General features: G+C 63.2%; 21 protein-coding genes. 9 read left to right on the top strand and 12 right to left on the bottom strand.

The window, feature by feature from the left end; translation table 11 throughout:
* Positions 1-285 precede the first annotated feature (285 nt).
* The 4 genes from AB0I57_RS09470 to AB0I57_RS09455 all read left to right on the top strand — a co-directional run bounded on the left by AB0I57_RS09470 (position 286) and on the right by AB0I57_RS09455 (position 4957).
* Positions 286-1164 (top strand): alpha/beta hydrolase, encoded by an 879-nt coding sequence (locus AB0I57_RS09470; RefSeq protein WP_358333407.1) that lies wholly within the window; start codon positions 286-288, stop codon positions 1162-1164.
* A 142-nt stretch (positions 1165-1306) separates the two neighbouring features.
* On the top strand, positions 1307-2053 hold the full coding sequence (locus AB0I57_RS09465) for a glycoside hydrolase family 25 protein (protein ID WP_358333404.1): 747 nt from the start codon (positions 1307-1309) through the stop codon (positions 2051-2053).
* Positions 2054-2290: 237 nt separating this feature from the next.
* Positions 2291-3886: a PucR family transcriptional regulator ligand-binding domain-containing protein gene (locus AB0I57_RS09460; protein ID WP_358334848.1), complete on the top strand. Its 1596-nt coding sequence runs from the start codon at positions 2291-2293 to the stop codon at positions 3884-3886.
* A 165-nt stretch (positions 3887-4051) separates the two neighbouring features.
* The gene (locus tag AB0I57_RS09455; protein WP_358333401.1) at positions 4052-4957 is read left to right on the top strand and encodes a MurR/RpiR family transcriptional regulator; all 906 of its coding nucleotides are present in this window, start codon (positions 4052-4054) and stop codon (positions 4955-4957) included.
* 27 nt (positions 4958-4984) lie between these two features.
* On the opposite strand, the gene AB0I57_RS09450 is transcribed toward AB0I57_RS09455, so the two are convergent.
* The 6 genes from AB0I57_RS09450 to AB0I57_RS09425 form a co-directional block, all read right to left on the bottom strand.
* Positions 4985-6016, bottom strand: a complete 1032-nt coding sequence (locus tag AB0I57_RS09450; RefSeq protein WP_358333399.1) for an alpha/beta hydrolase family protein — start codon at positions 6014-6016, stop codon at positions 4985-4987.
* 178 nt (positions 6017-6194) lie between these two features.
* On the bottom strand, positions 6195-7706 hold the full coding sequence (locus AB0I57_RS09445; protein ID WP_358333396.1) for a sodium:solute symporter: 1512 nt from the start codon (positions 7704-7706) through the stop codon (positions 6195-6197).
* 39 nt (positions 7707-7745) lie between these two features.
* Positions 7746-8954, bottom strand: coding sequence for an anhydro-N-acetylmuramic acid kinase (locus AB0I57_RS09440; protein WP_358333393.1), 1209 nt, complete (start codon positions 8952-8954; stop codon positions 7746-7748).
* Complete coding sequence (murQ, locus tag AB0I57_RS09435; RefSeq protein WP_358333390.1) at positions 8951-9886, bottom strand: N-acetylmuramic acid 6-phosphate etherase; 936 nt, start codon at positions 9884-9886, stop codon at positions 8951-8953. The genes AB0I57_RS09440 and murQ overlap by 4 nt, the downstream gene beginning before the upstream one ends.
* On the bottom strand, positions 9883-10923 hold the full coding sequence (locus AB0I57_RS09430; RefSeq protein ID WP_358333387.1) for a BadF/BadG/BcrA/BcrD ATPase family protein: 1041 nt from the start codon (positions 10921-10923) through the stop codon (positions 9883-9885). The genes murQ and AB0I57_RS09430 overlap by 4 nt, the downstream gene beginning before the upstream one ends.
* A gap of 138 nt (positions 10924-11061) precedes the next feature.
* Positions 11062-13131: a PhoX family phosphatase gene (locus tag AB0I57_RS09425; RefSeq protein WP_358333384.1), complete on the bottom strand. Its 2070-nt coding sequence runs from the start codon at positions 13129-13131 to the stop codon at positions 11062-11064.
* 393 nt (positions 13132-13524) lie between these two features.
* Between AB0I57_RS09425 and AB0I57_RS09420 the strand changes: the two genes are divergently transcribed.
* Both AB0I57_RS09420 and AB0I57_RS09415 read left to right on the top strand, forming a co-directional pair.
* Complete coding sequence (locus AB0I57_RS09420; RefSeq protein WP_358333381.1) at positions 13525-14493, top strand: 2-hydroxyacid dehydrogenase; 969 nt, start codon at positions 13525-13527, stop codon at positions 14491-14493.
* A 166-nt stretch (positions 14494-14659) separates the two neighbouring features.
* On the top strand, positions 14660-15679 hold the full coding sequence (locus AB0I57_RS09415) for a PHP domain-containing protein (RefSeq protein ID WP_358333378.1): 1020 nt from the start codon (positions 14660-14662) through the stop codon (positions 15677-15679).
* 3 nt (positions 15680-15682) lie between these two features.
* Here AB0I57_RS09415 and AB0I57_RS09410 read toward each other — a convergent pair whose 3' ends face one another.
* A complete protein-coding gene (locus AB0I57_RS09410) occupies positions 15683-16630 on the bottom strand; it encodes a M23 family metallopeptidase (protein WP_358333375.1) in 948 nt (315 codons plus the stop codon).
* Between the two features lie 228 nt (positions 16631-16858).
* Here AB0I57_RS09410 and AB0I57_RS09405 point away from each other — a divergent pair, with 228 nt between their 5' ends.
* The 3 genes from AB0I57_RS09405 to AB0I57_RS09395 all read left to right on the top strand — a co-directional run bounded on the left by AB0I57_RS09405 (position 16859) and on the right by AB0I57_RS09395 (position 20097).
* Positions 16859-17266: a hypothetical protein gene (locus tag AB0I57_RS09405; RefSeq protein ID WP_358333372.1), complete on the top strand. Its 408-nt coding sequence runs from the start codon at positions 16859-16861 to the stop codon at positions 17264-17266.
* A gap of 408 nt (positions 17267-17674) precedes the next feature.
* On the top strand, positions 17675-19216 hold the full coding sequence (locus tag AB0I57_RS09400) for a multicopper oxidase family protein (protein ID WP_358333369.1): 1542 nt from the start codon (positions 17675-17677) through the stop codon (positions 19214-19216).
* Between the two features lie 44 nt (positions 19217-19260).
* Entirely contained in the window at positions 19261-20097 is an 837-nt protein-coding gene (locus tag AB0I57_RS09395) for a F510_1955 family glycosylhydrolase (RefSeq protein ID WP_358334846.1), read from the top strand.
* Between the two features lie 84 nt (positions 20098-20181).
* Here the strand turns inward: AB0I57_RS09395 and AB0I57_RS09390 are convergent, their stop codons facing one another.
* The 5 genes from AB0I57_RS09390 to AB0I57_RS09370 all read right to left on the bottom strand — a co-directional run.
* Entirely contained in the window at positions 20182-20793 is a 612-nt protein-coding gene (locus tag AB0I57_RS09390; RefSeq protein ID WP_358333366.1) for an LUD domain-containing protein, read from the bottom strand.
* Positions 20790-22271, bottom strand: coding sequence for a LutB/LldF family L-lactate oxidation iron-sulfur protein (locus AB0I57_RS09385; protein WP_358333364.1), 1482 nt, complete (start codon positions 22269-22271; stop codon positions 20790-20792). Before AB0I57_RS09385 ends, AB0I57_RS09390 begins: the two co-directional genes overlap by 4 nt.
* A complete protein-coding gene (locus AB0I57_RS09380) occupies positions 22268-23023 on the bottom strand; it encodes a (Fe-S)-binding protein (protein ID WP_358333361.1) in 756 nt (251 codons plus the stop codon). Before AB0I57_RS09380 ends, AB0I57_RS09385 begins: the two co-directional genes overlap by 4 nt.
* Before the next feature lie 122 nt (positions 23024-23145).
* Positions 23146-23880, bottom strand: a complete 735-nt coding sequence (locus tag AB0I57_RS09375; RefSeq protein ID WP_358333358.1) for a GNAT family N-acetyltransferase — start codon at positions 23878-23880, stop codon at positions 23146-23148.
* A 274-nt stretch (positions 23881-24154) separates the two neighbouring features.
* Positions 24155-24490, bottom strand: a 336-nt coding sequence (locus AB0I57_RS09370; RefSeq protein WP_358333355.1) for an ABC transporter permease subunit, incomplete at its 5' end; no start/stop codon positions are given.

Raw genomic sequence — 24490 nt, 5'->3', positions numbered from 1 at the left:
TCCGGGGCGAAGAAGGCAGCTGCCCGTCGATTTGGAGTACGAGCACAACCACGGTCATCGACTCTGGACTATGGCATTCCGCCCGAGTAGGCTCCGCAATGCAGGCACACCCAATCGCCTGTGAAGTCAAGTGAATTCAGATCAACAACAACCTGGCTCCAATTCCAGGTGAACTCAGTACAGGGGACCAGCCAGGGTCAGGGCCCCGAGACGCGGGACCCGATGGACCTGACTCGATCAAGGCGAACACCACATCAGGCAGGTGTTCGTAGGAGAGTAGCTGACATGCCTCAAGTCACGCTGGACCAGGCAACAATCAAGTATCACGTGTTAGGACCCGAGGACTCGGCATATCCGCCAGTGCTTTTCATCCACGGTCTTTGTGTCGATTACCGGCTGTGGACAGGGGTTGCCGAGTCGTTAGCCCGCAGCGGATTTCGGTGCGTCATGCCCACGCTGCCGTTGGGTTCTCATACCATTCCGGTGGATGACACCGTCACATTGTCTTTTGCCGGCCTGGCGACGCTCATCCGCGATCTGATGGATGCCCTCGATCTGACCGATGTGACGCTTGTCGGTAGCGATACCGGCGGTGGACTGTGCCAAGTGGTGGTGGACTATTACCCGGACCACGTCGGACGCTTGGTTCTGGCCAACTGCGACGCCTTCGAGAAGTTCCCGCCATTTCCGTTCACGTTGACTTTGCAACTGATGCGCGGTCCGGTATCCATAAAGACAATGTTCACCGCGATGCGGCTGCTGCTTCCATTGCGCCACTCGCCGTTCGGATACGACCTGCTTACGAATGACTACGCGGAGCTCACCAAAGCCTGGTTCGAGCCGTGCCGGAACGACTCTCGCATCTGCCGAGATCTGGCAATTCTGGCGCGGCAAATCACCGCCAGCGATCTCGTCGGTGTATCGACTCGGCTTCACCAATTCACCAAGCCTGTGTTCCTCGTGTGGGGACAGCGTGACCGGCTTTTTACGCCAAGGCTCGGCAGGCGCCTGGAGGCCGTTTTCCCCAACTCGACTTTGATCGAGGTTCCTCAGGCGAGAACGTTTGTCCCGCTGGATGATCCAGGGTCCGTTATCGATGCCATCGAGAAGGTGAACGCGTCAACCCGTCTCGAAGTGGCGGCCGGGACGGACGCCAAGGCTTAGGCCCGAGACGATCGCAGGCGGTCCGCTGCCACCTCGAGCCACTTGCCGGGGGTGCTGAGCGGTTCTCCTACCGAGCAAACCCGAATTTTTCTCCCTCGCGCGTTGCCACTCGTACACCGGTTACAGGCGATACCCTCGGCTAATGGCAATCGAGACGAAGGTCCGCAGGTTCTTCAAGATCGTGCCACTACTGCTGGTGGCGCCTGTCCTGATGGCGGTACCAGGTATCGCAGCCGCCGAGCAGATTCGAGGCCCCGACGTGGCGTCGTGGCAACACCCAGGTGGTGCGTCGATCAACTGGTTCGCAGTCCGGGGCGCAGGCCACGACTTCGCAATGGTCAAGGCCACCGAAGGTCTCGACTACATCAACCCCTACTTCGTCGAGGACTCCATCGCGATGCGGTTGGCGGGAATTTCTCGCAGCGCCTATCACTACGCCGACCCGACGCAGTCACCCGAGTTGCAGGCCGCGTTCTTTTCCACGATCGTGCTGGGGCTAAACGGGCCAGGTGACATGCCACCCGTCCTCGACCTGGAAGTGTCGAATGGTCTTCCACCTGCGGCATTGATCGATTGGACCCACCGCTATCTGAACACGGTTCGGGCCCTCACCGGTCGTCAACCGATCATCTACACGTACCCGTATTTCTGGCGTACGGCGATGGCAAATACCACCGAGTTCAGCGACTATCCCCTGTGGATTGCCGATTACAACGGCCAGAGCGCGCCAGGGCCTTTGCCGGGCGGTTGGAGCAACTGGACCTTCTGGCAGTACACGAGCAGCGGGCGCATCCCCGGTGTGATCGGCGACGTGGACCTCAACGTCTACAGCGGTGCGCAAGGTGATTTCGCGCGGTACTCCAACAGCGCGCCGCCGTTCGGAAGCTAGTTCGTCTCCGTTGACGGTGTGCAGGAAGGTGATGATTCTTTCGGCAGCGTTTGACCACACTCGTATGGACACTTAAGGTCATCGCACGCGAAGACGCGTGAACATTCAAAGGCCAGACGAGTGGGGTGGGCGGTGACGACGGAAAGCATCGGCCGATCCGCTGCGGCGTGCCGGCTGTCGACTGACATCGAGACGGAGCTGGAGCTCAGCTTTCCGCCGGTAAGGTTCGTCGACATCATGACCTCCGGGTTACTGCTCTCACCGAGAGTTGTGGCAGGCGATGTCGAGGTCGCGCGCGACGTGTCGACCGTTGCCGTGATGGCTGTGCCAGATATCGGTCCGTGGTTGCGTCCCGGGCAGTTGCTCATCACCTCGACGTCCGTCCTGAACAGACTTGTCGAGCCGATCGACGCTTTCCTCGCCCGTCTCCACAGGGGATCGGCGTCCGGGCTTGCAGTGCGACTCGACGACGGGGTGGCCAAACTGCCCGACGGAATGATCGACGAGGCCACCCAACTGGGGTTCCCCGTCGTTGTCGTCGACGACTTGTTTTCCCTGGAGCATGCGCTGGCCGGTGACCTCGCGGAGCTATGGGACCGGCAGGTCGATGCCGTGTTCACGGCCGACCGCCTGCGCAAACTGCTTGTAGACCTCGTTATGGCCGGCGGTGGCCATGATGAACTCGCAGCGTCGATTGCCCGCGAGATGTCCGGTGCGGTGCTGATAACCACGCCCGACGGCTGCCGAATCTGCCATTCCGGCAACGAGTCCGAACTGCGACGTCTGGTGGGGAGCCGTGCGCTCGACTCCACCGGGCGGCTGCGTACCGATTCGATCGATGGCGGTCTCGGTCTGCACAACCTCGATGGCGAGTTCGTCGTGGTCTCGGCAATTTCTGCCAATGGGATCGATCACGGCCGACTGGTGCTCCACAGCACGGAGCGCACGCTGAGCAGTGAGGATCTCTACATCCTCGAGCAGGCGGCCTCGGTGTGTGCGCTGGTCGTCGCTAAGGAACTGGTCGTGTCGTCGGTGGAGGAGAAGCACCGGGCCAACTTCATCCGTGATCTGCTGCGCGGCCGTGGTGGCGAGCATGAGCACGTCGTCGCGCATGCGCGGACGTTCGGCTGGGACCTGGACCGGCCGGTGGTCGTCGTCGTGATCGAACCCGATCCGGTAGTCGAGGACACGTTGTCGGTACCGGCTCGGATGCCCTTGGTCGAAAGACAGGCGCGGGCCTTCGCCGGCGCCGTGGCCGACCGCGATCCCGGTGCCGCCGTCGTCGGCTTGGCAACGGAGACCGTGATGCTGATGGAGTCCGGCACCGACGCCAAGAACCGTGTCCACGAACTCGTCGAATCCGTGCGAGGCGGCGGTGGCGGGCGAAGCCAGTTCGGGGTCGGCGTATCCCGTCCGGTGACGACAGTGGACGGTATTCCCGCGATGTACAACCAAGCCAAGACGGCGCTGAAGATAGGGCGTCAGCTCTCCGGCGCCCAGGCGGTGACGCACTTCGACGAGTTGGGTGTCTGCCGACTACTCAGCCTTGTCGAGGACGAAAGCGAACTCGAGTCGTTCGCCCAGGAAACCCTGCGTGAGCTCACCGAGGACACCGCTGAGGCGCGGGACATGCGACGTACTCTCGAGGTGCTCCTCGCCACCAACATCAATATCGCAGAAACAGCACGTCAACTGCACTTTCACTACAACACGCTGCGGTATCGGCTGGCGAAACTCGAGAAGATACTCGGGTCCTTCACCGAGAACCCCGCTCTGCGACTCGATCTGTCGCTCGCGCTCAAGATCATGGCGATGCGCGGCGTCCATTCCTGAGCTTGCCCGATTTCTCCCGTTGACCAGTTTGGGCAGCGCGAACTCGCGAAGCCGCTCTCCAGGCGGAAACCCAACCGATACAGCCGATGTAGGCTGCATCTGAGTGACGGTAACAACCTTCCTCGCGGCTAAGAAAGAAGAAAAATACCTTCTTCAGGAGAAGTTGTGAGTGACTCGAAGTCCCGTTCCGCCGATTATTCCCCAGACATCGACCCCGATGCGCTCGTCGCACGAGTGCGCGTTCTTCTCCCCTCCCTCCCACCGGCCTCCGCGCGGGTCGCGCAGCTGATCCTCGACGACCCTGCACTGGTGTCGCGGTCCACGCTGCACGACTTGGTGCAGGTGGTGGGCACGAGCGAGGCGACGATTGTCCGGACGGCGCGAACCTTGGGCTTCCGCGGCTACCCAGACATGCGGCTGGCGTTGGCCACCGCAGTGGGACAGCGTCGCCAAGAGGATCAGATCACCGGAGATATCACTGTCTCCGACTCGATACGTGATGTCATCGACAAGATCTCGGGCGCCGAGCAGCGCGCGCTGCGCGAAACTGCAGCCCATCTCGATGCAGAAGTGATTGACCGTATTGCCGATGCCGTCGTGGCCGCACGCAAGATCGTCCTCTACGGCGCAGGCGCATCGTCACTGATCGCCGCCGACCTTCATCAGAAGCTGACTCGCATCGGTCTGATCAGTCATGCTCCCGCCGACAACCATCTCGCTGTTACCCAGGCTGTCCTACTGGCACCGAGCGACGTGGCCATCGCGATCTCGCATTCCGGGGAAACCAGCGAAACCCTCGCCTTTCTGCGCCAAGCACACAAGGCCGGCGCAAGCACTGTTGCCGTGACCAGTGTCGACGGCTCTACGCTCACCACCCACGCAGATCACGTCGTGTATGCGGCAGGACGCGACAGCATCTTTCGTCCCGCCGCCCTCTCCAGCCGGATCAGCCATCTCATGGCTATCGACTGTATTTTTGTCGCCATTGCACAACGAACCTTTGACCGCACTACCCGTGCAGTTGCCGCTACCCACGAAGCCCTCAGCAGCAGCAGAACGCGAAAGCACTGAACGAAACACGCAGTTTCGGGCGATGGTTCAGATTCCCATCGACCGTGCGATCATCGGCCAGGAGTTGTGCAGGTCGTCCTGCCAATAGCCCCACGAGTGAGTGCCAGCGGGCCGGAAGTCGAACGTGGCGGGGATGTTCAACTGAGCGAGCCGATTGGCGAGGTTGTGGGTGCAGTAGTTGGTTGCAGCTTCGATGACGCCACCGACGATGATCTGCTCGGCAAGTTTGTCGACCTGTCCATTGATCCGGGGACCGTCCAGCCTGTCATGGGGGCCGGGCAGCCCGGAGCCCGTGGTGATGTACAGTTCTGTGCCGCGCAGCTTTTCAGCATTGACGACCGGGTCGTTCGCCACCCACCCTGGGCCGTCGAGTGGACCCCACATGTTGGTCACATCGGCACCGCCCCGCAGGGCGAGGACCGTACGGATCGCATTCTGACCCGCCCAGGTACTGGTCTCGGCACAGCCACTGTAGGAGCCGACGCTCTCGTAGAAGCCAGGCTTGGCGATTGCGAGGTTGAGTACCGAGGTTGCGGTCATCGAGATCGCAGCAATGGACTGAATTCCGTTGGTGCCGAACGTCTTGTCGATGACTGGTGGTAGCTCTTCGAGCAGAAAGGTCTGCCACTTCTGGCGACCGAGTTTCGGATCGTCCTTCTCCCAGTCGGTGTAGTAGCTGAAGGCACCCTCGAGTGGAGTCACTACGTTGACGTTCTTGTCCACGAAGAAATCCATCACATTGGACCTGCGCTGCCACGTGGCGGAGTCCTCTCCTCCGCCGGCGCCGTTCAGGAGATACAGCGTCGGCCTCGGCTGACTCATGTCAGCAGGCAGGATGATCTCGAGGGGGATGTTGCGGTCCATCGACGGCGAATACACCGAGATGGTTACTTTGCGATCGGAGTTCTCGGTGAATTTCGCCAGGTAAGCCGCAGACCCGCTTGGTGCGGTCGCTGTACCGTTCTCGGCTAGTGCCGTAGCCGGCACGACAACCAGCGATGCGGCAGCCAGAACCGCCGCCGCAAGAGCGCGAGCGCGCCCAACCTTCGAACTCGTCACCTGAATTCCTCCCCTGAACCTCGAATTTGTCGCGCGTAGTGGAAATGCCACGGGCCACACCCTGTGTCGGGCCCCCGCCCACATCAGAAAGTACAACATCGACACCGGGGCGGGAGTAGCTATCGCTGGTGTGATTACACGGACTCGAACAGCCGACCGCGCCCTGCCCGTGCGCGCTTCACGGTGCGACGTCGTTCCCGGCGACGGACTCCGTGTCGGCGACGTTCACGACGGCCTGGGGTGACTCTGTGGGATGCCGCCGGGACAGCAGGTATCCGAGCCCGAGGGTGATCACGACGCCGATTGCCGTGTACCAGGTGAAACCAACCAGAGTCTCGTGGAAGAGGAACAGATAGGACATTGTGACGACGGCGGCCCCGAAGGCGATGATTGCGTCGACCTGACGCGCCCTGCGGACCCACAGTCCCAGGAAGAATGCGCCGAGCAGGCCGCCGTAGGTCAGGCCTGCCACAGACAGGCCGAGTTCGACCACGGGATTGTCGGTTCCGGTGAAGAGGGCGGCGGCACCGATGAATACCAGTCCCCAGCCCAGGGTGAAGATGCGACCCAAGCGCAGCCCTTGGGCGTCGGAGAGCGTGCGGCGGGTGAACTTTTCGTACAGGTCGGCCATTGTCGACGATGACAGAGCCGACAGCGACGAGGACAACGTGCTCATCGCGGAGGCCATGATCCCGGCAAGTAGCAATCCCGAGATTCCGACAGGCAGGCCTTCGACGATGAAGGTCGGGAAGATTTCGTCGCCTGTGCTCAGTCCCAGCTGCTCGGGTGTGCGGCCTTGGTAGTAGCTCCACAGACCCAGTCCCACCGTGAGGAACAACGCGAACTGCACGAAAACCACTACGGCGCTGCCGATTACTGCGCGCTGTGCATCGCGGACCGTCCGGCAGGTCAGCAACCGCTGCACGATGATCTGATCGACACCGTGAGAGGCGGTTGAAAGCAGGGCGCCGCCGATGACTGCAGTGACGAACGCGTATGGCGCGGAGATCGGATTGGAGGTGAAGTCGAGTATCTGCGTCTTGCCTGCGTCGGCGGCCGCGGTGAGAAAGTTGACGTCGATGTTGCGGGTGATGAACACCAACGCAACGGCACCGCCCACCACATAGAGCACCATCTGCAACACGTCGACCCAGACCACTGCTCGGATGCCCCCGATGAAGGTGTAGCCGATGGTGACCAGCCCGAGGATCGCGATGATCGCGAAGAAGGACAGGTGCACTCCATAGGCGTCGAGGATGACCTTCATCGGGATGGCCGCCGCGAACAACCGGACACCGTCGGCGAGCAACCGGGTGAACAGGAACGCGACCGAGGCGGTGCTCTGCATCCCGCGTCCGAAGCGGAGCCCGAGGTAGGCGTATGCGGTTGTCATCTCGCCCCGGTAGTAGCGCGGCAGCAGCACGAATGCCACCACGATGCGCCCGATGAGATATCCGAGGGTTACCTGGATGAACGTGGTGTTGCCCAGGTAGGCGACGGTGGGAACACTGATGACGGTCAGCGCGCTGGTTTCTGTGGCAACGATCGACAGGCACACCGCCCACCACGGAAGGTCGCGGTTGCCCAGGAAGTATCCCCTGAGATTCGTCTGTTTTCCGGACAGTTTGAGGCCGAGCCAGGCGGAGCCGGCCAAATACGCCACGATGACCACTAGGTCGAGGGGCTGCATGGGGGCTCCAAACTTGGGACGAGTCGCGCGGCGTTGTGGCTAGGCGGGGTGATGGACGATGCGAAGTGTGTGGGGAGGATCGATGACGGGTGTGGGCAGGCGAAGGCTGTTGGCGCCCGGCGTGATCCGACCGGCCACGGTGGGCTGGTCTGCCCCGGTGCAGGCGGGTATCGACCCGGGCAAACCGTGCCAGCTGAGAAAGCCCATGAGCGCGAAGAGGTAGGCCTCCTTGGCGTCGGGGTCGAGACCGAGTTCGGCGGTGGTGGTGAATCGGGCCGGGGCGAGGTTCTCGTCGAGGCGGTGCATGAGCGTCGGATTACGGGTTCCGCCACCGGATGCGAACACTTCACCCACCGCGTACGGGGCTAGTGCGGCAGCGATGGTTCGGGCGGTGACCTCGACCAGGGTGGCCAGCAGGTCTTGCGAGGTGATGTCGTGGCACCCGGCGCGGTCGATCGCCTCGGCGAGGTATCTGGCGTTGAAGTCTTCCTTCCCGGCTGATTTGGGTGGAAGTCGCCGGTAGTAGGGATGATCGAGCAGCATCGCGAAAAGGTGTGGATTCACCTGCCCACGGGCCGCGATCGCTCCGTTGTGGTCTGCGTGGTCACGGCCGGCGGACAGGCTTCTTACGGCGGCGTCGAGGAGTGCATTCGCCGGACCGGTATCGAAGGCCACCGGATCGTCGTCGGCTCCGACGACTGTGACGTTGGCGATCCCGCCCAAATTCAGTGCTGCCGACCGTTGTTCGTCATCACCGAGCGATTGTCGTCTGCTGTCGCTGAGCAGGAGTACGTCGACAAGACTCGCCAGGGGCGCTCCGTGGCCACCCGCGGCGACATCGTTGACCCGGAGGTCCGAGATGACGGGAAGCCCGGTGGCTTGGGCGATCCAGGCAGGCTGACCCAGTTGCAGGGTGCCTCGAACCGATCCGTCGACGGTCCAGTGGAACAATGTCTGTCCGTGCGAAACAACCAACTCGGCCCGGCCGTCGGTCAGATCGTGTGCGGCTGCGGAGGCGGCCACCGCGAACTCCTGTCCCACCCCGGTGTCGATGCGGCACACCGTCTCGAGAGTCGTGCCCGCAGGCGGAAGAGCGTCAAGGATTAGACCACGAAGTTCCGCAGAGTACGGAACTTCTCGGTATCCCAGCGGCGCCATCCGGATCTCGCCGTCGGACATCGTCAGGTCTGCGGCAGCCACATCGATGGCGTCGACCGAGGTTCCCGAGGAGAGAGACAGTACGATCATGTCGGTTTTCCAGGGGCGATGCAGTCGCCGTGTATCGCGGCACGGACGCGACCACCGCAGGCAGCCAACCGATTTCGGGCCTCGGATACGTCGATCTCCGCCAGCAGAGCGACTATCGCCGTCTTGACGTGGCCATCGGCCAACGCCAGCACTTCGGCCGCCGCATCCGGTGAAACGCCAGTCGCCTCCATGACAATTCGCTGTGCGCGAGACCGGAGTTTGTCGTTGGTCGCCCGGACGTCGACCATCATGTTGCCGTATGTCTTGCCGAGCCGGACCATGCTGGCGGTCGAGAGGGTATTCAGGACGAGCTTTTGCGCTGTTCCGGCCTTCATGCGGGTCGACCCGCCGATGATCTCTGGGCCGGTGCACACCTCGATCGGCACGTCGACGAGGGAACTGAGCCGAGTGTCGGTGTTGTTGCTTATTCCGATGGTGGCGGCACCGGATTCTCTTGCGGCCCTGGCGGCGCCGAGCACATAGGGAGTGCGACCCGACGCGGTGATGGCGACGAGCACGTCACCGGCGCCGATCTCGATGGCAGCCAGATCTGCTGCAGCGCCGTCGGGGTCGTCTTCGGCGCCTTCAAGGGACGTTGTCATCGCATCGGCACCTCCTGCGATGAGCGCAATCACCTGGCCGGGCTCGGTACTGAAGGTCGGCACGCATTCCGCCGCGTCCAGGACCCCGAGACGGCCGGGGGTTCCAGCGCCCGCATATATCAGCCGTCCGCCGCTTTCGAGCCGTTCGACGATCACGTCGACCGCTGCGGCAATAGCGTCACCCGCCGCAGCGACCGCCTCCGGCACACCTGCATGGTCGTAGGCGATTGCGGCGACCAAGCTGCGCGTAGACCATGTATCGAGATCTGACAGCTCAGGGCGGGTGCGCTCGGTGGCGAGCAGTGCGAGCTCACGGTCGAGGTCGGTCACGCGGGGACTCCTTCGTATCGGCGGATCAGTGATTCGTGGGGCAGATCGTCGCGTGTGGCCAGCAGGAGCCCTCCGTCGCAGGCATCGCCTGCTCGCGGAACCAGACGGCAACCCGGTAGTAGCCGACGCGCTTCGCTAGCGAAAGGTCTGCTCACAAGATCGCCCGCATCGAAGAGTCCACCGGTGGTGCTGATTTCGACCGCACGATCGTCCGGCATGGCCCGTTTCGCCGCGGCAGCCGCGGTGCGGGCCAGCTCGACACCCGACTCCGCGCACAGGATCGACGACCACTCGTCGCCGTCCCGCGCGGCACTGACGACGTCGCGCGCGAACGCCGCGACTGTCCGGGCCGGGTTGCTAGAGCGGTGTACGACTCGAGGTAGACGATCGAGGTTGCCGTATCTGCGCTGCGCCAGTACCCGCAGGACTTCCGAGCCTCCGCGTCCGTCGCGGGCCCGCAATGCCGACTCCAAGCCCCGACGACCCAAAGCGAAGCCACCTCCGTTGTCACCCAACAGATATCCCCAGCCATCGGCAACGGCGGTGATCCCGTTCGCTGCGATGGCCAATGCGACCGAACCTGTCCCCGCCGCCACCACGACGCCGGGCCGTCCGGCGAGGGAACCAGCGTGCGAAGTGGTCATATCGCTTGCCACCGCGACCCGGCGTGTGCGGTGACTTTCGGCAAGGGCGTCGACCAGTTCACCGCCTGCGCCGGCGGCCTGTGCATATCCCGCCACTCCGGCTGCGACGGCGTCCACCTGTTCGGCCCCGACTGCATCGGCGGCGGACCGGATCGCGGTCAGCGTGGACTCGAGCCCATCGCGGTCTGCGAGTCCACGAGCACCCCAGGTTTCGGCTCCTTTGACGCGGCGACCGTCGACGAACAGCGCGACTCGGCAGCCCGACTTGCCGACGTCGAAGGCCAGCACCCGGGTCATGACGACTTCGAACGCCGAGGTAGGCGAAGCGACGAGCACGATCTGTCCATGATCGCCAATGTAGGCCGGACCATGGATGTCGTCAATTACTTTCATTTACAAGTATTTGGAAGAAAAAATCCTTCACACGCTTCCCGCCCGTTGCGGATCATCATGAGGGCGCTCGAACGCCAGTGGCCGAGCCTGGCGATCCAGGCTCGGCCACTGGCGTTCGGATAAATTGCCCCCGAAGGGTCAGGCGCCGATTCTTCCGTCCGGCTTCCACACGGCCACGACGGCGGGACGTGGCTGATTTGTCCCGCCGTCGGGCCAGTGCGACGCTGGGCTGTTCGCATCGGCGCCGTCTAGTTCGCCTGGGTGCTGGACACAGACGATGACGCGCTCCTCGCCGATAATCGGCCCGCAGGTCTCGGCGCCCTTCGGCACCGTGAGGAACTGCTTGGTCTCGCCTCGGTTCGCGCCGTCGAGGACAACGCTGAAGAGTCCGTCGTTCGAGCCGAGCGCGTTACCGTCAGTGGACACCCACAAGTTGCCGTGGGAGTCGAACGCGAGATTGTCGGGGCAGGAGATGGGGCTGACGCTGCTCTTGTCGAAGCCCCCGTAGTAGGTGTCCGCTGCCTGCGGGTCGCCGCACACAAGCAGTAGGTTCCAGTTGAACGCGGTTCCGGCGTGGTCGTCGGTCAGTTCGAGCACCTGGCCGTTCTTGTTGTTGTTTCGCGGGTTGGGCTCGTCCGCGGCCGCAGCACCATCGACACCACGCTTGGTGTTGTTGGTAAGTGCGACGTACACCTTGCCGGTCTTCGGGTTCGGCTCGAAATCCTCAGGGCGGTCCATCTTCGTGGCGCCCACCTTGTCGCCGGCCTCTCGGGTGAACACCGCCACTTCCTCGGCGCTCATCCCGTCGACGAATGATTCACCCGTTCCGTCCTCGCCCGTGCGAAGCAGCGCGATCCACTCGCCGGTGCCGTCGAAGGCGCCATCGGACGGCAGGGTGCCCGAACCGTCGATCTCGTCCGCCGAGTTGCCGGCGAACTTCGCGACGTACAGGGTGCCTGCGTCGAGCAGTGTCATGTTGTGACGCATCGCCGCCTGGCTGTTGCCGCTCATCATCTTTCGGCTGGAGACGAACTTGTACATGTAGTCGAAGCGCTCGTCGTCGCCGCTGTACGCGACGACGGTGTCGTCGTCGGTGATGTAAATCGTCGCGGCCTCGTGTTTGAACCGTCCCAGCGCGGTGTGCTTGACGGGTGTGGACGCCGCATCCCACGGGTTCACCTCGACCACGTAACCGAAGCGGTTGACCTCGTTCGGTTCCTGCGCCAAGTCGAATCGCTTGTCGAACCGTTCCCACTTACGTTCGGTCGCACCACCTTCCACGCCGTATCGCTTCAGGCGGGCGGCGGCGACGGGGTCGGTGATCGCTTCGGCGTTTCCGAAGTACGGGTTGAAGTTCTCCTCCCCCGACAGCACCGTTCCCCAAGGGGTGAGGCCACCCGAGCAGTTGTTGAAGGTGCCGAGCACCAAGGTGCCGGTCGGGTCGGCAGACGTCGCGAGCAGGTCGCTGCCCGCGGCCGGACCGGTCACGAGAAACTCCGTCGATCCGGTGATGCGCCGGTTGTACGCACCGAATGCGGGAGTGAGTTTGCCCGAGTCGGATTCGCCTTTCATCTCCACCACCGACAAGCCGTGCGCAGCGAGTGCGGTCTGGAACTGTTCGAGTGTCGGGTTCTCGGGATCGTAGTTCGAGAACATGAACGGTTCGGAGGAGTACTCGTGGCTGACCACCAGCAAGAAGGTGTTGGGCTGTCCTTCGATCGGCAGGAGCGCGGCGAAGTCGTTGTTGAACCCGAACTGCTGCGATTGCGCTTGTCCGGTCTGGTTGTCGAAGTCGAATGCGGGAGCGCCGGGCAGAACCGGGTCACCCCAGCGGATCATCACAACCTGCTCGTAGCCGTCCGGAACAACGACCGCGTCTTGGGTGTTGGGTGCGACGACGTCGAAGTCGGTGCCTGCCGGGATCGCTCGATCCTCTGCTCCGGTAGCGGATGCGTTGCCGTTGCCGGAATCGTCAGAGCACGCCACAAGCGCGCTACCCGCGCCGACGGCGAGCACCGTCATTCCGGCGCCGCGCAGGACCCTGCGACGCGAGAGTGCCGTGCGAGCAATGTCGCGGAAGTACTCCCCCTCGGACGCGTTCGGGACCTCGTGTGAGCAGGCGTTCCCGCATTTGTACTGGCAGGTTACGGCGGCGCGTGATGACGAGCCTCCGTGATTGACGAATAGCGCTAGGGGTTTCAAGCTCACATTGGCTCCTGACTCGGAATTGGACAATTCCGGCAGGGTAGAAGGCGAATGCAAGAAGGAGGGGTCATCCAGGTAAACAAGAGGTCAACGAGGTAGCCCTAAATAGGCTGATTCCGAAATCTGTCGGGGTGGAGCCCTGAAGTTGCTGACAACCAGGTGCGATTACTGGGGACATCCCCGATGCCCGGCTTCAGCTAGACTCCGAAGGCAGTCACTGGTCGCAGTATGAGCAGGTGGCGCTGTACAACTCGCCAAGTCTGGATTCCCTGGCGAAGGCGTCGGAGCACGCGCAGAGCGCGGCGCTACCGAACCCGCCGAATCAGTAACCAGACCGTGAGGTCGGTTGCGTCCTGAAGGCGGCCAACTTCTCGCGGCGAGAGGACGGTCCGGAAGATGCGGATTCTGCTGCTGACGAACGATGATCAGGAGGGCGGTCTGATCTCCACCTTGCGGGCTGCAGTGCCCGGGGACGAGGTGGTCCTACCCCCGTCCCGGACCTCGGAGGCCGTGAGGGAACTACTGCCGAGCGTGGATGTAGTAGTCGGAGACTGGACTTTCGAACTTACTTTGGGGGCAGCGGAAGCTGAGCTCGCGCCCCACCTTCGGCTCGTCCAGCAGCCGAGCGTAGGAACCAACTGTATCGACGTCGACGCGTGGGCGCGGGTCGGTGTGCCGGTGGCCAACACCCCTGGCGCCAATGCCGCTTCGGTCGCGGAGTGGGCAGTGGTGGCCGCGGCCACCGTGAGCCGCAAGATGATGTGGGCCGACACCAAGATGCGGGAGCAGGGCTGGCCACAGTGGGCGGTCCTGAAACGCGGCAGCCGCGACCTGGGAGATCGGCGGGTCGGAATCCTCGGGTTCGGTGAAATCGGCAGCCGGTGTGCCACCTTGTTCGAGGCCTTCGGGTGTGCAGTCGCCTACACCGCGCGCCGGCCCCGGCCCATCGCCTCGGCCCGGTATCTGCCATTGGACGATCTGCTCGCCGAGTCCGACATCCTGGTCGTGGCGGTGCCGCTGACCGCGGAGACGAGGGGCTTGGTCGGCAGCCGTGAACTCGGTCTGATGCCGCCGGACTCCATCGTCGTCAACGTTGCGCGGGGACCGGTCGTCGACGAGATCGCCCTGACCGAGGCCTTGCGCTCGGGCCGCGTCGGTGGCGCCGCGCTGGACGTGTTCAACAGTGAACCGCTGGCTTCCGACAATCCGCTGCGCTCACTGGACAACGTCCTCCTGAGCCCACATGTCGCGGGCGGTAGCGACACCGCAAGGCGGCGGATTTGTGACATGGCGGCTCTCAACGTCGCTCGCGTATCCAAGGGCTTCCCGCCGCTGTGGACGCTGGCGACGACTGTTTCCCTGTAAAGATTGATTCCGCCTGGGGATTGAGGCGGATCTCGGCCGACAGTCATCTCGAGGTCGGCGGCGTTCGCTCAGGTTCCGCCGATGTTTCGGCCGTTCCGACGGCACACCCTCACGGTTCAGAAAATTGACTCCTGACCAGGGTCTCGTAGTCGTGCACTATAGAAGGGTGGATCCTGTAGAAGCGCTACGAGAAATTGCGTTCTGGCTCGAGCGTGCAGGTGGCGAGGCACACCGAACTGCGGCTTTCCGGCGCGCGGCCGATGTCGTCGCTGATCTCACCGTCGAGCAACAAGAGGCTCTGATGAACGGTGATGTACCGCCTCCGCCTCACATCGGTTCCGAGCCCGCTGCCATCATTCGCGAGTGTTCCGACTCAGCTCCGCGGTATCTTCTCTACCTGCGCGGCTCTGCCGAGCCGATCGGGCTCGGTGGAGCGGAGCTGCTCCATGCTCTGCGGGGCGATCTGCACACTCATTCGGACTGGTCCGACGGCAGGTGCTCGATCAAGGAGATGATGCGCCGCGCCGCGGCACTCGGTCACGAGTATTGCGCACTGACCGATCACTCTCTCGGCGCCGCGATTTCGAATGGAATTTCATCGGAGCAACTGCTCGCCCAGCTAAGTGTGGTCGCAGAACTGAACGCGGAACTCGCGCCGTTCCGTGTCCTCACCGGCATCGAGGTGAACATCCTCGAGGACGGCTCCCTCGATCAGGACGACGAGCTGCTCGCGGACTTGGACATCGTGGTGGCCAGCGTCCACACCCGCCTCGATGACGACCGTGCAACGCTGACCAAACGGATGGTGCAGGCGGTCAAGTCCCCGCACGTCGATGTCTTGGGACACTGCACGGGACGCCTCGTGGACGGGCCCCGGGGTATACGCCCCGAGTCCAAGTTCGACGCCGAGCGGGTGTTCGATGCGTGCCGCGAGGGCGGCACCGCAGTGGAGATCAACTCCCGTCCTCAGCGTCGGGACCCACCGGGACGGCTGATCGAACTCGCGCTGAACACCGGGTGCATGTTCGCCATCGACACGGACGCGCACTCCGCCGGCCACCTGGCGTGGCAGGGCTACGCCTGTGAGCGGGCAGCAGAACGCGGGTTGGAACCAGCGAACGTCATCAATTCCCTGCCCCTGGAGGAGTTGCTCGATTGGGCGGCTCCGCGTCCAGTCGGGGGTTGACGGTCAGTCGATCCCGACGATCGACGCGTCGCGGTCGGCCAACCACTTCAGCGGGTCGGTCTTGTAACCGGCGGGCGTTTCGACCTCGAAGTGCAGGTGCGGGCCGGTCGAGTTTCCGCGGTTGCCGATGGTTGCGATCTTCTGGCCGGTTTCGACCCGTTGCCCGACGGTGACGAGGTTGTCGTTGTTGTGGCCGTAGGTGGTTATCGTGCCGTCGTCGTGGCGGATGCGCACCCACATCCCATACCCCTGGGCGGGCCCGGCGTTGATGACCACCCCATCGGCAACCGCGACGATCGGTGCCCCCAAACTGTTCGCGATGTCGATACCGCCGTGGTTGCGCGCACCTCCGAACCCCGAGGTGACTGTCCCCGCGGACGGTGCCACGAACTCGCGGGTCCCGTTCCACGTCCCCGGGTTTTGTGTCGGCGTACCTGTCCCGGTCTCGTCGCGGGTGTTCGCTCCATCGGGGGACGTGCCAACGGCCACTCCGTTTGCGAGTGCGGCAACCAATCGGGGACCAATGCTGGCGTCGATGCCGGCGACCTCGTTCCCACAGGCGCTCAGAGGGCTGGTCGTGGCGGTATCGGCGAACAGCGCCCATTCGAGCGTGCAACCCGCCAGCATCTGGAGCACGGCAAAGGCGTCGCCGAGCGACCCGTTGGCCTCGGCGCTCTCCACCGTGGCGATTGTGACGTTGGCGACGGTCTGCCACACGCTGGGATCCACCACCTCCACGTTCGGCTCGGCGGCGTTGGTGGTGAGGGTCAGTATGTTTGCCACCGTCGTCGCGATCGAAGTCGACGACTGTGTGGGCGCGCTGGATGCGGTCGGCGGCGTGCCGGATGCGGGCTGAGCCCCTGTGAGCAGAACGGCCGTCGTGGCTGAGGCGCCTATCACTGTGGCGGTCAGTCTTCTGTGGGCCCTGAACTTGCCCGGTGTTCCTCGCATCGCAGTCCCTTCCGACGCACAGGATTCGACGATTGGGGGTCGGTCGAACTGGCGATTCGTCGCGAGTAAGTCAAACCGACGCACCGTAACTCTAGTCGACTGTTTTCACTTTGGTGCCAAGAACCACTTTTTCAACCAAATGCCACAAGAGTCTCAAATGTCCCAAAGGCGTGTGAGGGCAAACTGGACGAATGTCCATGTCGTTGGTGCTATAGTCGGGAAATTGTGATGGCCCGTGCAATACCCCCCCTGCGTATGCAGACGGCTATTGCGGCCGTGGCTGTCCTGTATTTCCTCGCCTACACGATCGCCCAATGTGGGATCTATCTGGCGCACGATTACCAGGGCGACAACGTTTACGTCGCCTCTTCCACGACGTCGCTGCAAGCGGAGGAATCGGTTCCTCGCCCAGCGCACATTGACGATGGATCGACACACCTGCCATACGAAGCGCACGGCGTCGTGGCCATGCCGCGCTCGGAAAATCCGCTTCGCCCGCTGACTGTCGTCGCCACTGTCTTCGCTGTCGTCATGGTGCTGATGTCAGCAGCCCTGAGTCCGCGGTCGCCCCCGCGATCCGTTCGCGTCCGGCAGGGCCGGACCGTCTTGAACGAACTCTGTATCAACAGGTGCTGATCAATCGACAGGTGCTGTCGGCAGTCGGCAGGTCATCCGAGGACTTTTCTCGTGACCTACATCGCTGCCTACCACGGTGCGCGTCCGGTCGTAGTCAGATACAGGGATTACCTCAGTGAATGATGCAGTTCCTCCAGGCTTTCCGCCGTTTTCGGCCTATCTGCCTGCCACCGTCAACTGATTCCCGCGACGGAGCAACGTGGTCGGCGACACCACGGTCCTGACTCGGTCCGTGCGGCTGCGCGTGCCTGCACCTGACCCCGCCTCCCTCTGAAGGGGTACCGGCCGCTTTCCAAGCGGCAGTTCCAATAGCAAAACCGCAGGTCGGAATCCTGCCCACGCCGTCTACCAGATTGCTGCGTAGATGGGCTCGGTAGCCCTGATCTGTGCTCGAACAGGAGTTTTTTCATGATCGACCGATTTCCGTCCGCCCGCGCCCCCCTGTCCCGTCGGAACTTCTTGGTGCTGGCCGGACTGGGGACGGCTGCGGCAGTGGCCGGATTCAGCAACAAGGCGGCCAACTCGGCCGCGTCAACCGTCGGGCCCGACTCGGCCGCCGTGAATGCGGCCGAGCAGGTCCGCCGTACCAATATGGGGACCGGGAGGACGGTGGCCGCATCGCTGCGGGCGCGGCCGACCACGATCGACCTCGGGGGTGTCCTGGTCGACACGTGGGCCTACGACGACCAACTTCCCGGACCTGAAATCCGGCTCAGCCGTGGAGACCTTCTCCGCGCCGACCTCGTCAACGAACTCCCGGACGAGTCAACCATCCATTGGCACGGCATCGCCATGCGTAACGACATGGACGGGGTGCCTGATCTCACCCAGCCTGGCGTGGCTCCGAACAACACGTTCACCTACGAGTTCCTCGCGCCAGACGCAGGCACTCACTGGCTGCACTCACATGTCGGTATGCAGTTCGACCGCGGTCTCTATGCGCCGGTCATCGTCGAAGACCCCGCCGACGGAGCCGACTACGATCTCGAGGCCGTTCTGGTCCTGGACGACTGGCTCGACGGGGTGTCCGGCCGTACCCCTGACCAGCAACTCGAGGACTTGCGTCGCGAAGGCATGTCCATGGGTGGGATGGGCCATGGCGCGATGGGCGGTATGGGAATGGGTGCGGCGGCCGACACCCACGCCCCGCTCGGTTCCGACACAGGAGATGTCGAGTACCCCTACTACCTGATCAACGGCACCCTCCCGGCCGATCCGTTCGGACTTCAAGCCCGCCCAGGCCAGAGAGTGCGGTTGCGCATAATCAACGCCGGCGCCGACACCGCCTTCCGCTTCTCGGTCGGCGGACACAAGTTCACCGTCACGCACAGCGACGGCTACCCGGTCGAGCCGGTCACCGGGTCGTCGCTGCTGATCGGTATGGGCGAGCGCTTCGACGTGGTCGTCACCCTCGGCGACGGAGTCTTCCCCATCGTCGCTGCCGCAGAGGGTAAGCAGGGGCAGGGATTCGCACTGATCCGCACCGGGGCAGGGCAGACGCCGGAGCCGACCATCCGGCCTGCCGAGTTGGATACACAACCGATCATGGGCCTGCATCTGCGTTCACGAGAGGATGTGCGCCTCGGGCGTCGCGAGCCCGATCGGGTCCACGATCTGACTCTGGGCATGAACATGTCCGGGTACACGTGGACGATCAACGGTGACACCTTCGACGAGCACACACCCCTCGAGGTTCTCGAGGGGCAGCGGGTCCGGCTGCGCTTTGTGAACAGGACCATGATGTTTCATCCAATGCACCTACACGGGCACACCTTCCAGGTCGTCGACGATCAGGGGGTTGGAGCCCGCAAGGACACCACGCTCGTGCTGCCGGGTCAGACCGTCGAGGTGGACTTCGACGCGACTAATCCCGGTCAGTGGATGGTGCACTGCCACAACCTCTATCACGGCGAGGCCGGGATGATGACCACTCTTTCCTACATCGAATGACCCAGCACCAACTGTTCAATCACATCGAGAGAAACGAGGTTCCCATGTTGTCTGCCCGTCGCTTCACCCGTACCCTCCTGCCCTTCACAGCCACCGCGCTCGTACTTGCCGGCTGCTCGTCGCAAGACGAAGCTACAGGTCTGGACGCCACCGGACCGGACGGCACCGTCCCGGTGCTCGATTTCACCTCCGAACTGAGCCATCTACACGGACTGCATGTAGACGGCGATGGGACCGTCCTGGCTGGTACCCACACCGGCCTGTTCGCCATCGACTCCGATACCCCCTCTCGGGTCGGCACATCCGATGACGACTTCATGGGCCTGGCCGGGATCCCTGTCAGTGATACCCTCTTCGCCTCCGGTCACCCCGGCCTGTCCAGCACCGCCGCCAATCCCCTGGGACTGCGCAGCAGTACCGATGGCGGAAAGTCGTGGGTGGAACAATCATTGGGAGGGCAGGTCGACTTCCACGCACTGGCTGCGGACGAAAACACCCTGGTCGGCTTCGACGGAACAGACGGGTTGCTCGTTTCCACGGATGGCGGCAGCACCTGGACTCGCGGTGCGGCTATCCCCGCTATGTCCTTGGCAGTCAACACTTCCGGAATCTGGGCGATCACCGGGCAGGGTCTGGAACACAGCACCGACGGTGCCCGCACCTTCTCTGCCGTCACCGACGCCCCGGACCTGGTGATGCTCGCCGGCGCTGGGGATGCGCTGTGGGGAATCGACATCGAAGGATACGCCTGGCGCAGTCGCGAAGGTGTGGAGTGGCAGAAACTTGCTCAGGTCGGGCCGGTTGCGGCCCTGACCGCGAAGGACTATGAAACCGCCTACGCCGCCACAACCACATCGCTCTACACCCTGAACGAATCCTGATTGCGCGGACCGGGGTCCGGAATCTGATGCGAGGAACGGTCCGCCCACACTGCCCACCGCAGTGTGGGCGGGCCCGAGCACGGCCTAGCCCAGGATGACTACATCCAGCTTGCGTGGTCCGTGTACGCCTTCGACTCGCTCGAGCTCGATGTCGCTGGTGGCACTTGGGCCACTGATGAACGTCAGTGGTCTGGTCGCATCCAGGGCCGCGATGGCCTGAGGCACGGTGTCGACGATCTGATCGATGCGCACGATACAGATGTGATGGTCGGGTACCAGGGTCAGCGCCCGCCGACCCTGCCTCAAACTTGCGTCGAGAACAATCGTCCCGGTTGCGGCGATCCCGAGTGTGCATCCGGTAACGACGGCGTCGATGGCGTCGAGTTCCGGTGTGGACAACACGTGCGGATTCCCGTCGACGACCGTGTCGCGCGACGGTCGCCAGGTGGCGGGCAGTCCGGGCGGGATGACTACGCGGGCGTCATCGGCGGTCAGACCGGTGATGATCTCGGTGATCGTGTCCGGTTCGGCACGGTGGACCCTGGCGCTGTATTCGTCAACGGTGCGAACGAAGAACTCGACGTCCCCGGGCCCGGTCGCGGGTCGTCGGTAGTAGTCGCGGGGAACCGATTCGGGAGTTTGCGCATTCACGATCGCGGAACGGATTCGCGAAAGGATTTCGCTGCGCGCGTTCATCGTTCGGCGTCCCTGTGAGTACGTGACCACCATTGCCGGAAGGTCTCTTTCGGGGGTGAGGTCAGATCTCGGCTGGAAGTCCAGGCGGATCCCGGGTACGGCAATGACGTGATGCGGCCCTTCTTACCACCGAGCACTCTGGCGATCTTGGACGCCGCTTCGGCGGCCGCGAACCGTCGCTTGGATCGCATCACCCACCCCGCTGCCCTCATCGCGAGGTCCTGTCCATGAGGCAGTCCACGGCGCTCGGAGTCGATCTGCTTTGCGCGTAGGTGGACGAGAATTTCGGGTATGTCGATGCGGACGGGACAGGCATCGAAGCAGGCGCCGCACAGCGTCGAGGCAAAGGGCAGTGAGGCATTCGGGTCGTCGTGGTCCGTGGTCCGGGTCAGTTGCGGGCTGAGGATCGCCCCGATCGGTCCCGGATACACCGAGCCATACGCGTGTCCGCCCGTCCGTTCGTACACGGGACACACATTCATGCACGCACTGCACCGGATGCAGTGAAGTGCGGAGCGCCCGATTTCGTCGGCGAGGACGTTGGTACGGCCGTTGTCGAGGAGGACGACGTGAAAATTCCGCGGTCCGTCGCCGGGGTATACACCGGTCCACATCGAGGTGTACGGGTTCATGCGCTCCGCAGTCGAGGACCGAGGCAGCAGTTGCAGAAATACTTCCAGGTCGGTGAAGGTGGGGACCAGTTTTTCTATGCCCATGAGCGTGATCAGAGTGTCGGGGAGAGTCAGGCACATTCGGCCGTTGCCTTCCGACTCCACCACTGTCACCGTGCCGGTCTCGGCTACACCGAAGTTCGCACCACTGATTGCGACCTTGGCGGACAGAAACTTTCGCCTCAGGTATGCACGCGCCGCCATGGTCAGGGCGTTGGGGTCGTCGGTGAGGTTGGTGTCGATTCCCGGCATGGATTCGAGGAAGATCTCCCGGATCTCCGCGCGATTGCGGTGGATGGCCGGAACCAGGATGTGGCTCGGTGTATCCCCGCCGAGTTGGACGATCAATTCGGCAAGGTCGGTCTCGATCGGCGCGATACCGTTCGACTCGAGGTGTTCGTTGAGACCGATCTCCTGTGTCGCCATGGACTTGACCTTCACGACTTCCGTGGAACCAGTGGACCGGACGAGATCGGTGATGATCCGGTTCGCTTCGTCCGAGTCCCGAGCCCAGTGGACGGTGCCACCGCGCGCGATGACGTTCTCTTCGAACTGCAGGAGCAGCTCGGGAAGTCGCGCCATCACGTCCGCTTTCAGGGCACTACCCGCACGGCGAAGTTCCTCCCAATCGTCGAGTTCCGCGATGGCGGCGATTCGCTTGTGGCGGATGGTGGTGGTCGCCGCGCTGAGATTGGCGCGCAGTTGTGCATCCGAAAGCGACTTCCTCGCTGCTTCAGGAAAACTCTCCGTGCCCCGGATGTTTCCGGTGCCCGCAGGAAAAGTAGGTGAGCCGAGGAACGTGGTCACGGGGTGGCCGCGATCTGCTCGGTGGCGGCCAATATCTCCGCGAGGTGCACGGTCCGAACCCCGCTTTGCAGCCGTGACAGGCCGCCGCCTATTTGCATGAGGCATGACGAGTCTCCGGCAGTGCACACCTCGGCGCCGGTGCTCAGTACGTTGCTCATCTTGTCGGCGAGCATCGCCGTGGACGTCTCGGAATTCTTCAGCGCGAACGTTCCCCCGAAACCGCAACAGGACTCGGCCACGGGGAGTTCGATCAAGGTCATCCCGCGTACGGCTCGAAGTAATTGCAGTGGTTTGTCCGCGACGCGCAACATCCGCAGTGAGTGGCATGTCGGGTGGTAGGTGACCCGGTGAGGATAGAAGGCCCCGACATCGGTGACGCCGAGGACGTCGACGAGAAGTTCGGACAGCTCATATGTGCGCGAGGCGATCTCCTCTGCGCGCAACGCCAATGACTCGTCCCCGTACCGGCGCGCCACCATTGCGTGTTGATTGCGTACGGACCCCACGCATGAAGCGGAGGGTGCTACAGCGACGTCCCAGGAGACGTCCTTTTCGAACGCCTCCACGTGATGGCGGACAAGCGGTAGTGCCTCAGCTAGGTATCCGGTGTTGACATGCATCTGCCCGCAGCATGTCTGGCTCTCCGGGAATACGATCTCATGACCGAGTCTTTCGAGAATCTTGACGATGGCCGTGGCAGATTCTGGGAACAGGGCATCTGCCAGGCACGTCACGAACAAAGCGATTCTCATCGGCGCTCCAACCGGACTGGGTCATGATAAATCCACAGTAGCGGTACGGACCGCCGTGATTGCGCCATAAGTCCCGCAGGGCGGAACTCGTTACAGCAACGCCGACGATTCGGCAGTCGGGCTCAGAGACTCCGCGACCAGAACTCGTCTACCAGCTCGTGCCCGAAGTGGTGGGTGGGCTCCCGCCTGTCGATATGGAACCCGGACCGCGCATAAATCCGACGCGCGGCTTTGCACACGTCCACAGTCCACAACATGATGTCTTCGTAGCCGGAGTGCTTGGCGAACCGTAGGCATTCGTCGACCAACTGGGTGCCTATCCCTAGACCGCGTGCTGAGGGCTCGACGAGCAGCAGCCGAAGCTGAGCGGTGGCCTCCCGCTCTGTAGCGACGCAGAAGATGCAGCCAACCCGTTCGCCATCCAACTCGGCAATCCATCCGGCCTGTCGGCTCTCGCTGCTTTCGGCGAAGTCAGCGACGATTCGGGCTACGGTTGCTTCCAACGTCGAGTCCCACTGCTGCTCGATCGCGTAGTGGTAGCCGTGACGCTCCACAACCCAGCCGAGGTCACCCGGCTCCGGGGCCCGCAGGACGAGGCTCGGAGACTCAGGCTTCTCGCCTAGCGCGTTGCGGATCTGCGCCATGGCATCGACGAGCTCTTTCCGCTGCGCTCGTCCCAGTGGGGCCAGAAGGGCTTCGGCCACAATGGTTTGATCGATGTTCGGCGCGTCGAACACACTTGACTCGGTAGAAGAATCCGCCAGCTCTGGGTGCATCAATCCGATAGCTCGCGCGTAAAACCGATTGAACTCGTGAACCTCCGAGACTAGTGGATTGACCGTACTCATGGTAGTCATAATTGCCACGCTAGCGAATTGCGTAGACCTGTCAACCAACGCGAGATCGGTTGTCCGAGTTGACACTGCGTGCCATTGCGGTGGTGTCTCGCTCTCTCGAGTTCGTGAGCGACCGGTCGGTCTTGGATGAGTATCTGGAACGCTTTCCACACCTGCTGGTCCTGCCTGGACCCCGATCGCTACTCGGTAGCAGGTCTCCAGATCTCGTCCATGATAGCTATTCTCATGAGGAATCGCATTCGGCTCGAACTGATTTGGTCTTCCGGTCGGGCCCCTATCCCCTTTCGGCGACGATGGACTGCTCCACCGGATCGAGAGTGCCGGATCTGTCCCTGCGTCCGGTGCGCAGGCGGTGGTCGATGTAGTTGACGAGGTGGGTCAGTGGGACGGTCAGGGCGAGGTAGAACAGGCCGGCGGCTACCAGTGGTGAGAGGCTGCCGGTCTGGGCGTTCAGGTCCCTGCCCACGGCGAACAGTTCTCGTTGGGTTGCCAGCAGGCCCAGGAAGTAGATCAGTGACGAGTCTTTGATCAGGGAGATGAACTGGTTCATCAGGGCGGGCAGGACCCGTCGCACGCCCTGGGGGACGACGACCAGGGCCATCGATCTGCG

The organism is Rhodococcus sp. NPDC049939 (genome assembly GCF_040656415.1).
Lineage (GTDB): Bacteria > Actinomycetota > Actinomycetes > Mycobacteriales > Mycobacteriaceae > Rhodococcus_F.
The sequence above is the reverse complement of the archived record's forward strand: the minus strand, read 5'-3'. Positions and strand labels throughout refer to the sequence as shown.

Coding starts and splice junctions, on each gene's coding strand:
- AB0I57_RS09465 (WP_358333404.1), top strand. CDS start 1,307: ATGGCAATCGAGACGAAGGTCCGCAGGTTCTTCAAGATCGTGCCACTA.
- AB0I57_RS09440 (WP_358333393.1), bottom strand. CDS start 8,954: ATGATCGTACTGTCTCTCTCCTCGGGAACCTCGGTCGACGCCATCGAT.
- AB0I57_RS09420 (WP_358333381.1), top strand. CDS start 13,525: ATGCGGATTCTGCTGCTGACGAACGATGATCAGGAGGGCGGTCTGATC.
- AB0I57_RS09445 (WP_358333396.1), bottom strand. CDS start 7,706: ATGCAGCCCCTCGACCTAGTGGTCATCGTGGCGTATTTGGCCGGCTCC.
- AB0I57_RS09390 (WP_358333366.1), bottom strand. CDS start 20,793: ATGAACGCGCGCAGCGAAATCCTTTCGCGAATCCGTTCCGCGATCGTG.
- AB0I57_RS09400 (WP_358333369.1), top strand. CDS start 17,675: ATGATCGACCGATTTCCGTCCGCCCGCGCCCCCCTGTCCCGTCGGAAC.
- AB0I57_RS09405 (WP_358333372.1), top strand. CDS start 16,859: ATGGCCCGTGCAATACCCCCCCTGCGTATGCAGACGGCTATTGCGGCC.
- AB0I57_RS09470 (WP_358333407.1), top strand. CDS start 286: ATGCCTCAAGTCACGCTGGACCAGGCAACAATCAAGTATCACGTGTTA.
- AB0I57_RS09430 (WP_358333387.1), bottom strand. CDS start 10,923: ATGAAAGTAATTGACGACATCCATGGTCCGGCCTACATTGGCGATCAT.
- AB0I57_RS09380 (WP_358333361.1), bottom strand. CDS start 23,023: ATGAGAATCGCTTTGTTCGTGACGTGCCTGGCAGATGCCCTGTTCCCA.
- AB0I57_RS09375 (WP_358333358.1), bottom strand. CDS start 23,880: ATGACTACCATGAGTACGGTCAATCCACTAGTCTCGGAGGTTCACGAG.
- AB0I57_RS09410 (WP_358333375.1), bottom strand. CDS start 16,630: ATGCGAGGAACACCGGGCAAGTTCAGGGCCCACAGAAGACTGACCGCC.
- AB0I57_RS09395 (WP_358334846.1), top strand. CDS start 19,261: ATGTTGTCTGCCCGTCGCTTCACCCGTACCCTCCTGCCCTTCACAGCC.
- AB0I57_RS09460 (WP_358334848.1), top strand. CDS start 2,291: ATGACCTCCGGGTTACTGCTCTCACCGAGAGTTGTGGCAGGCGATGTC.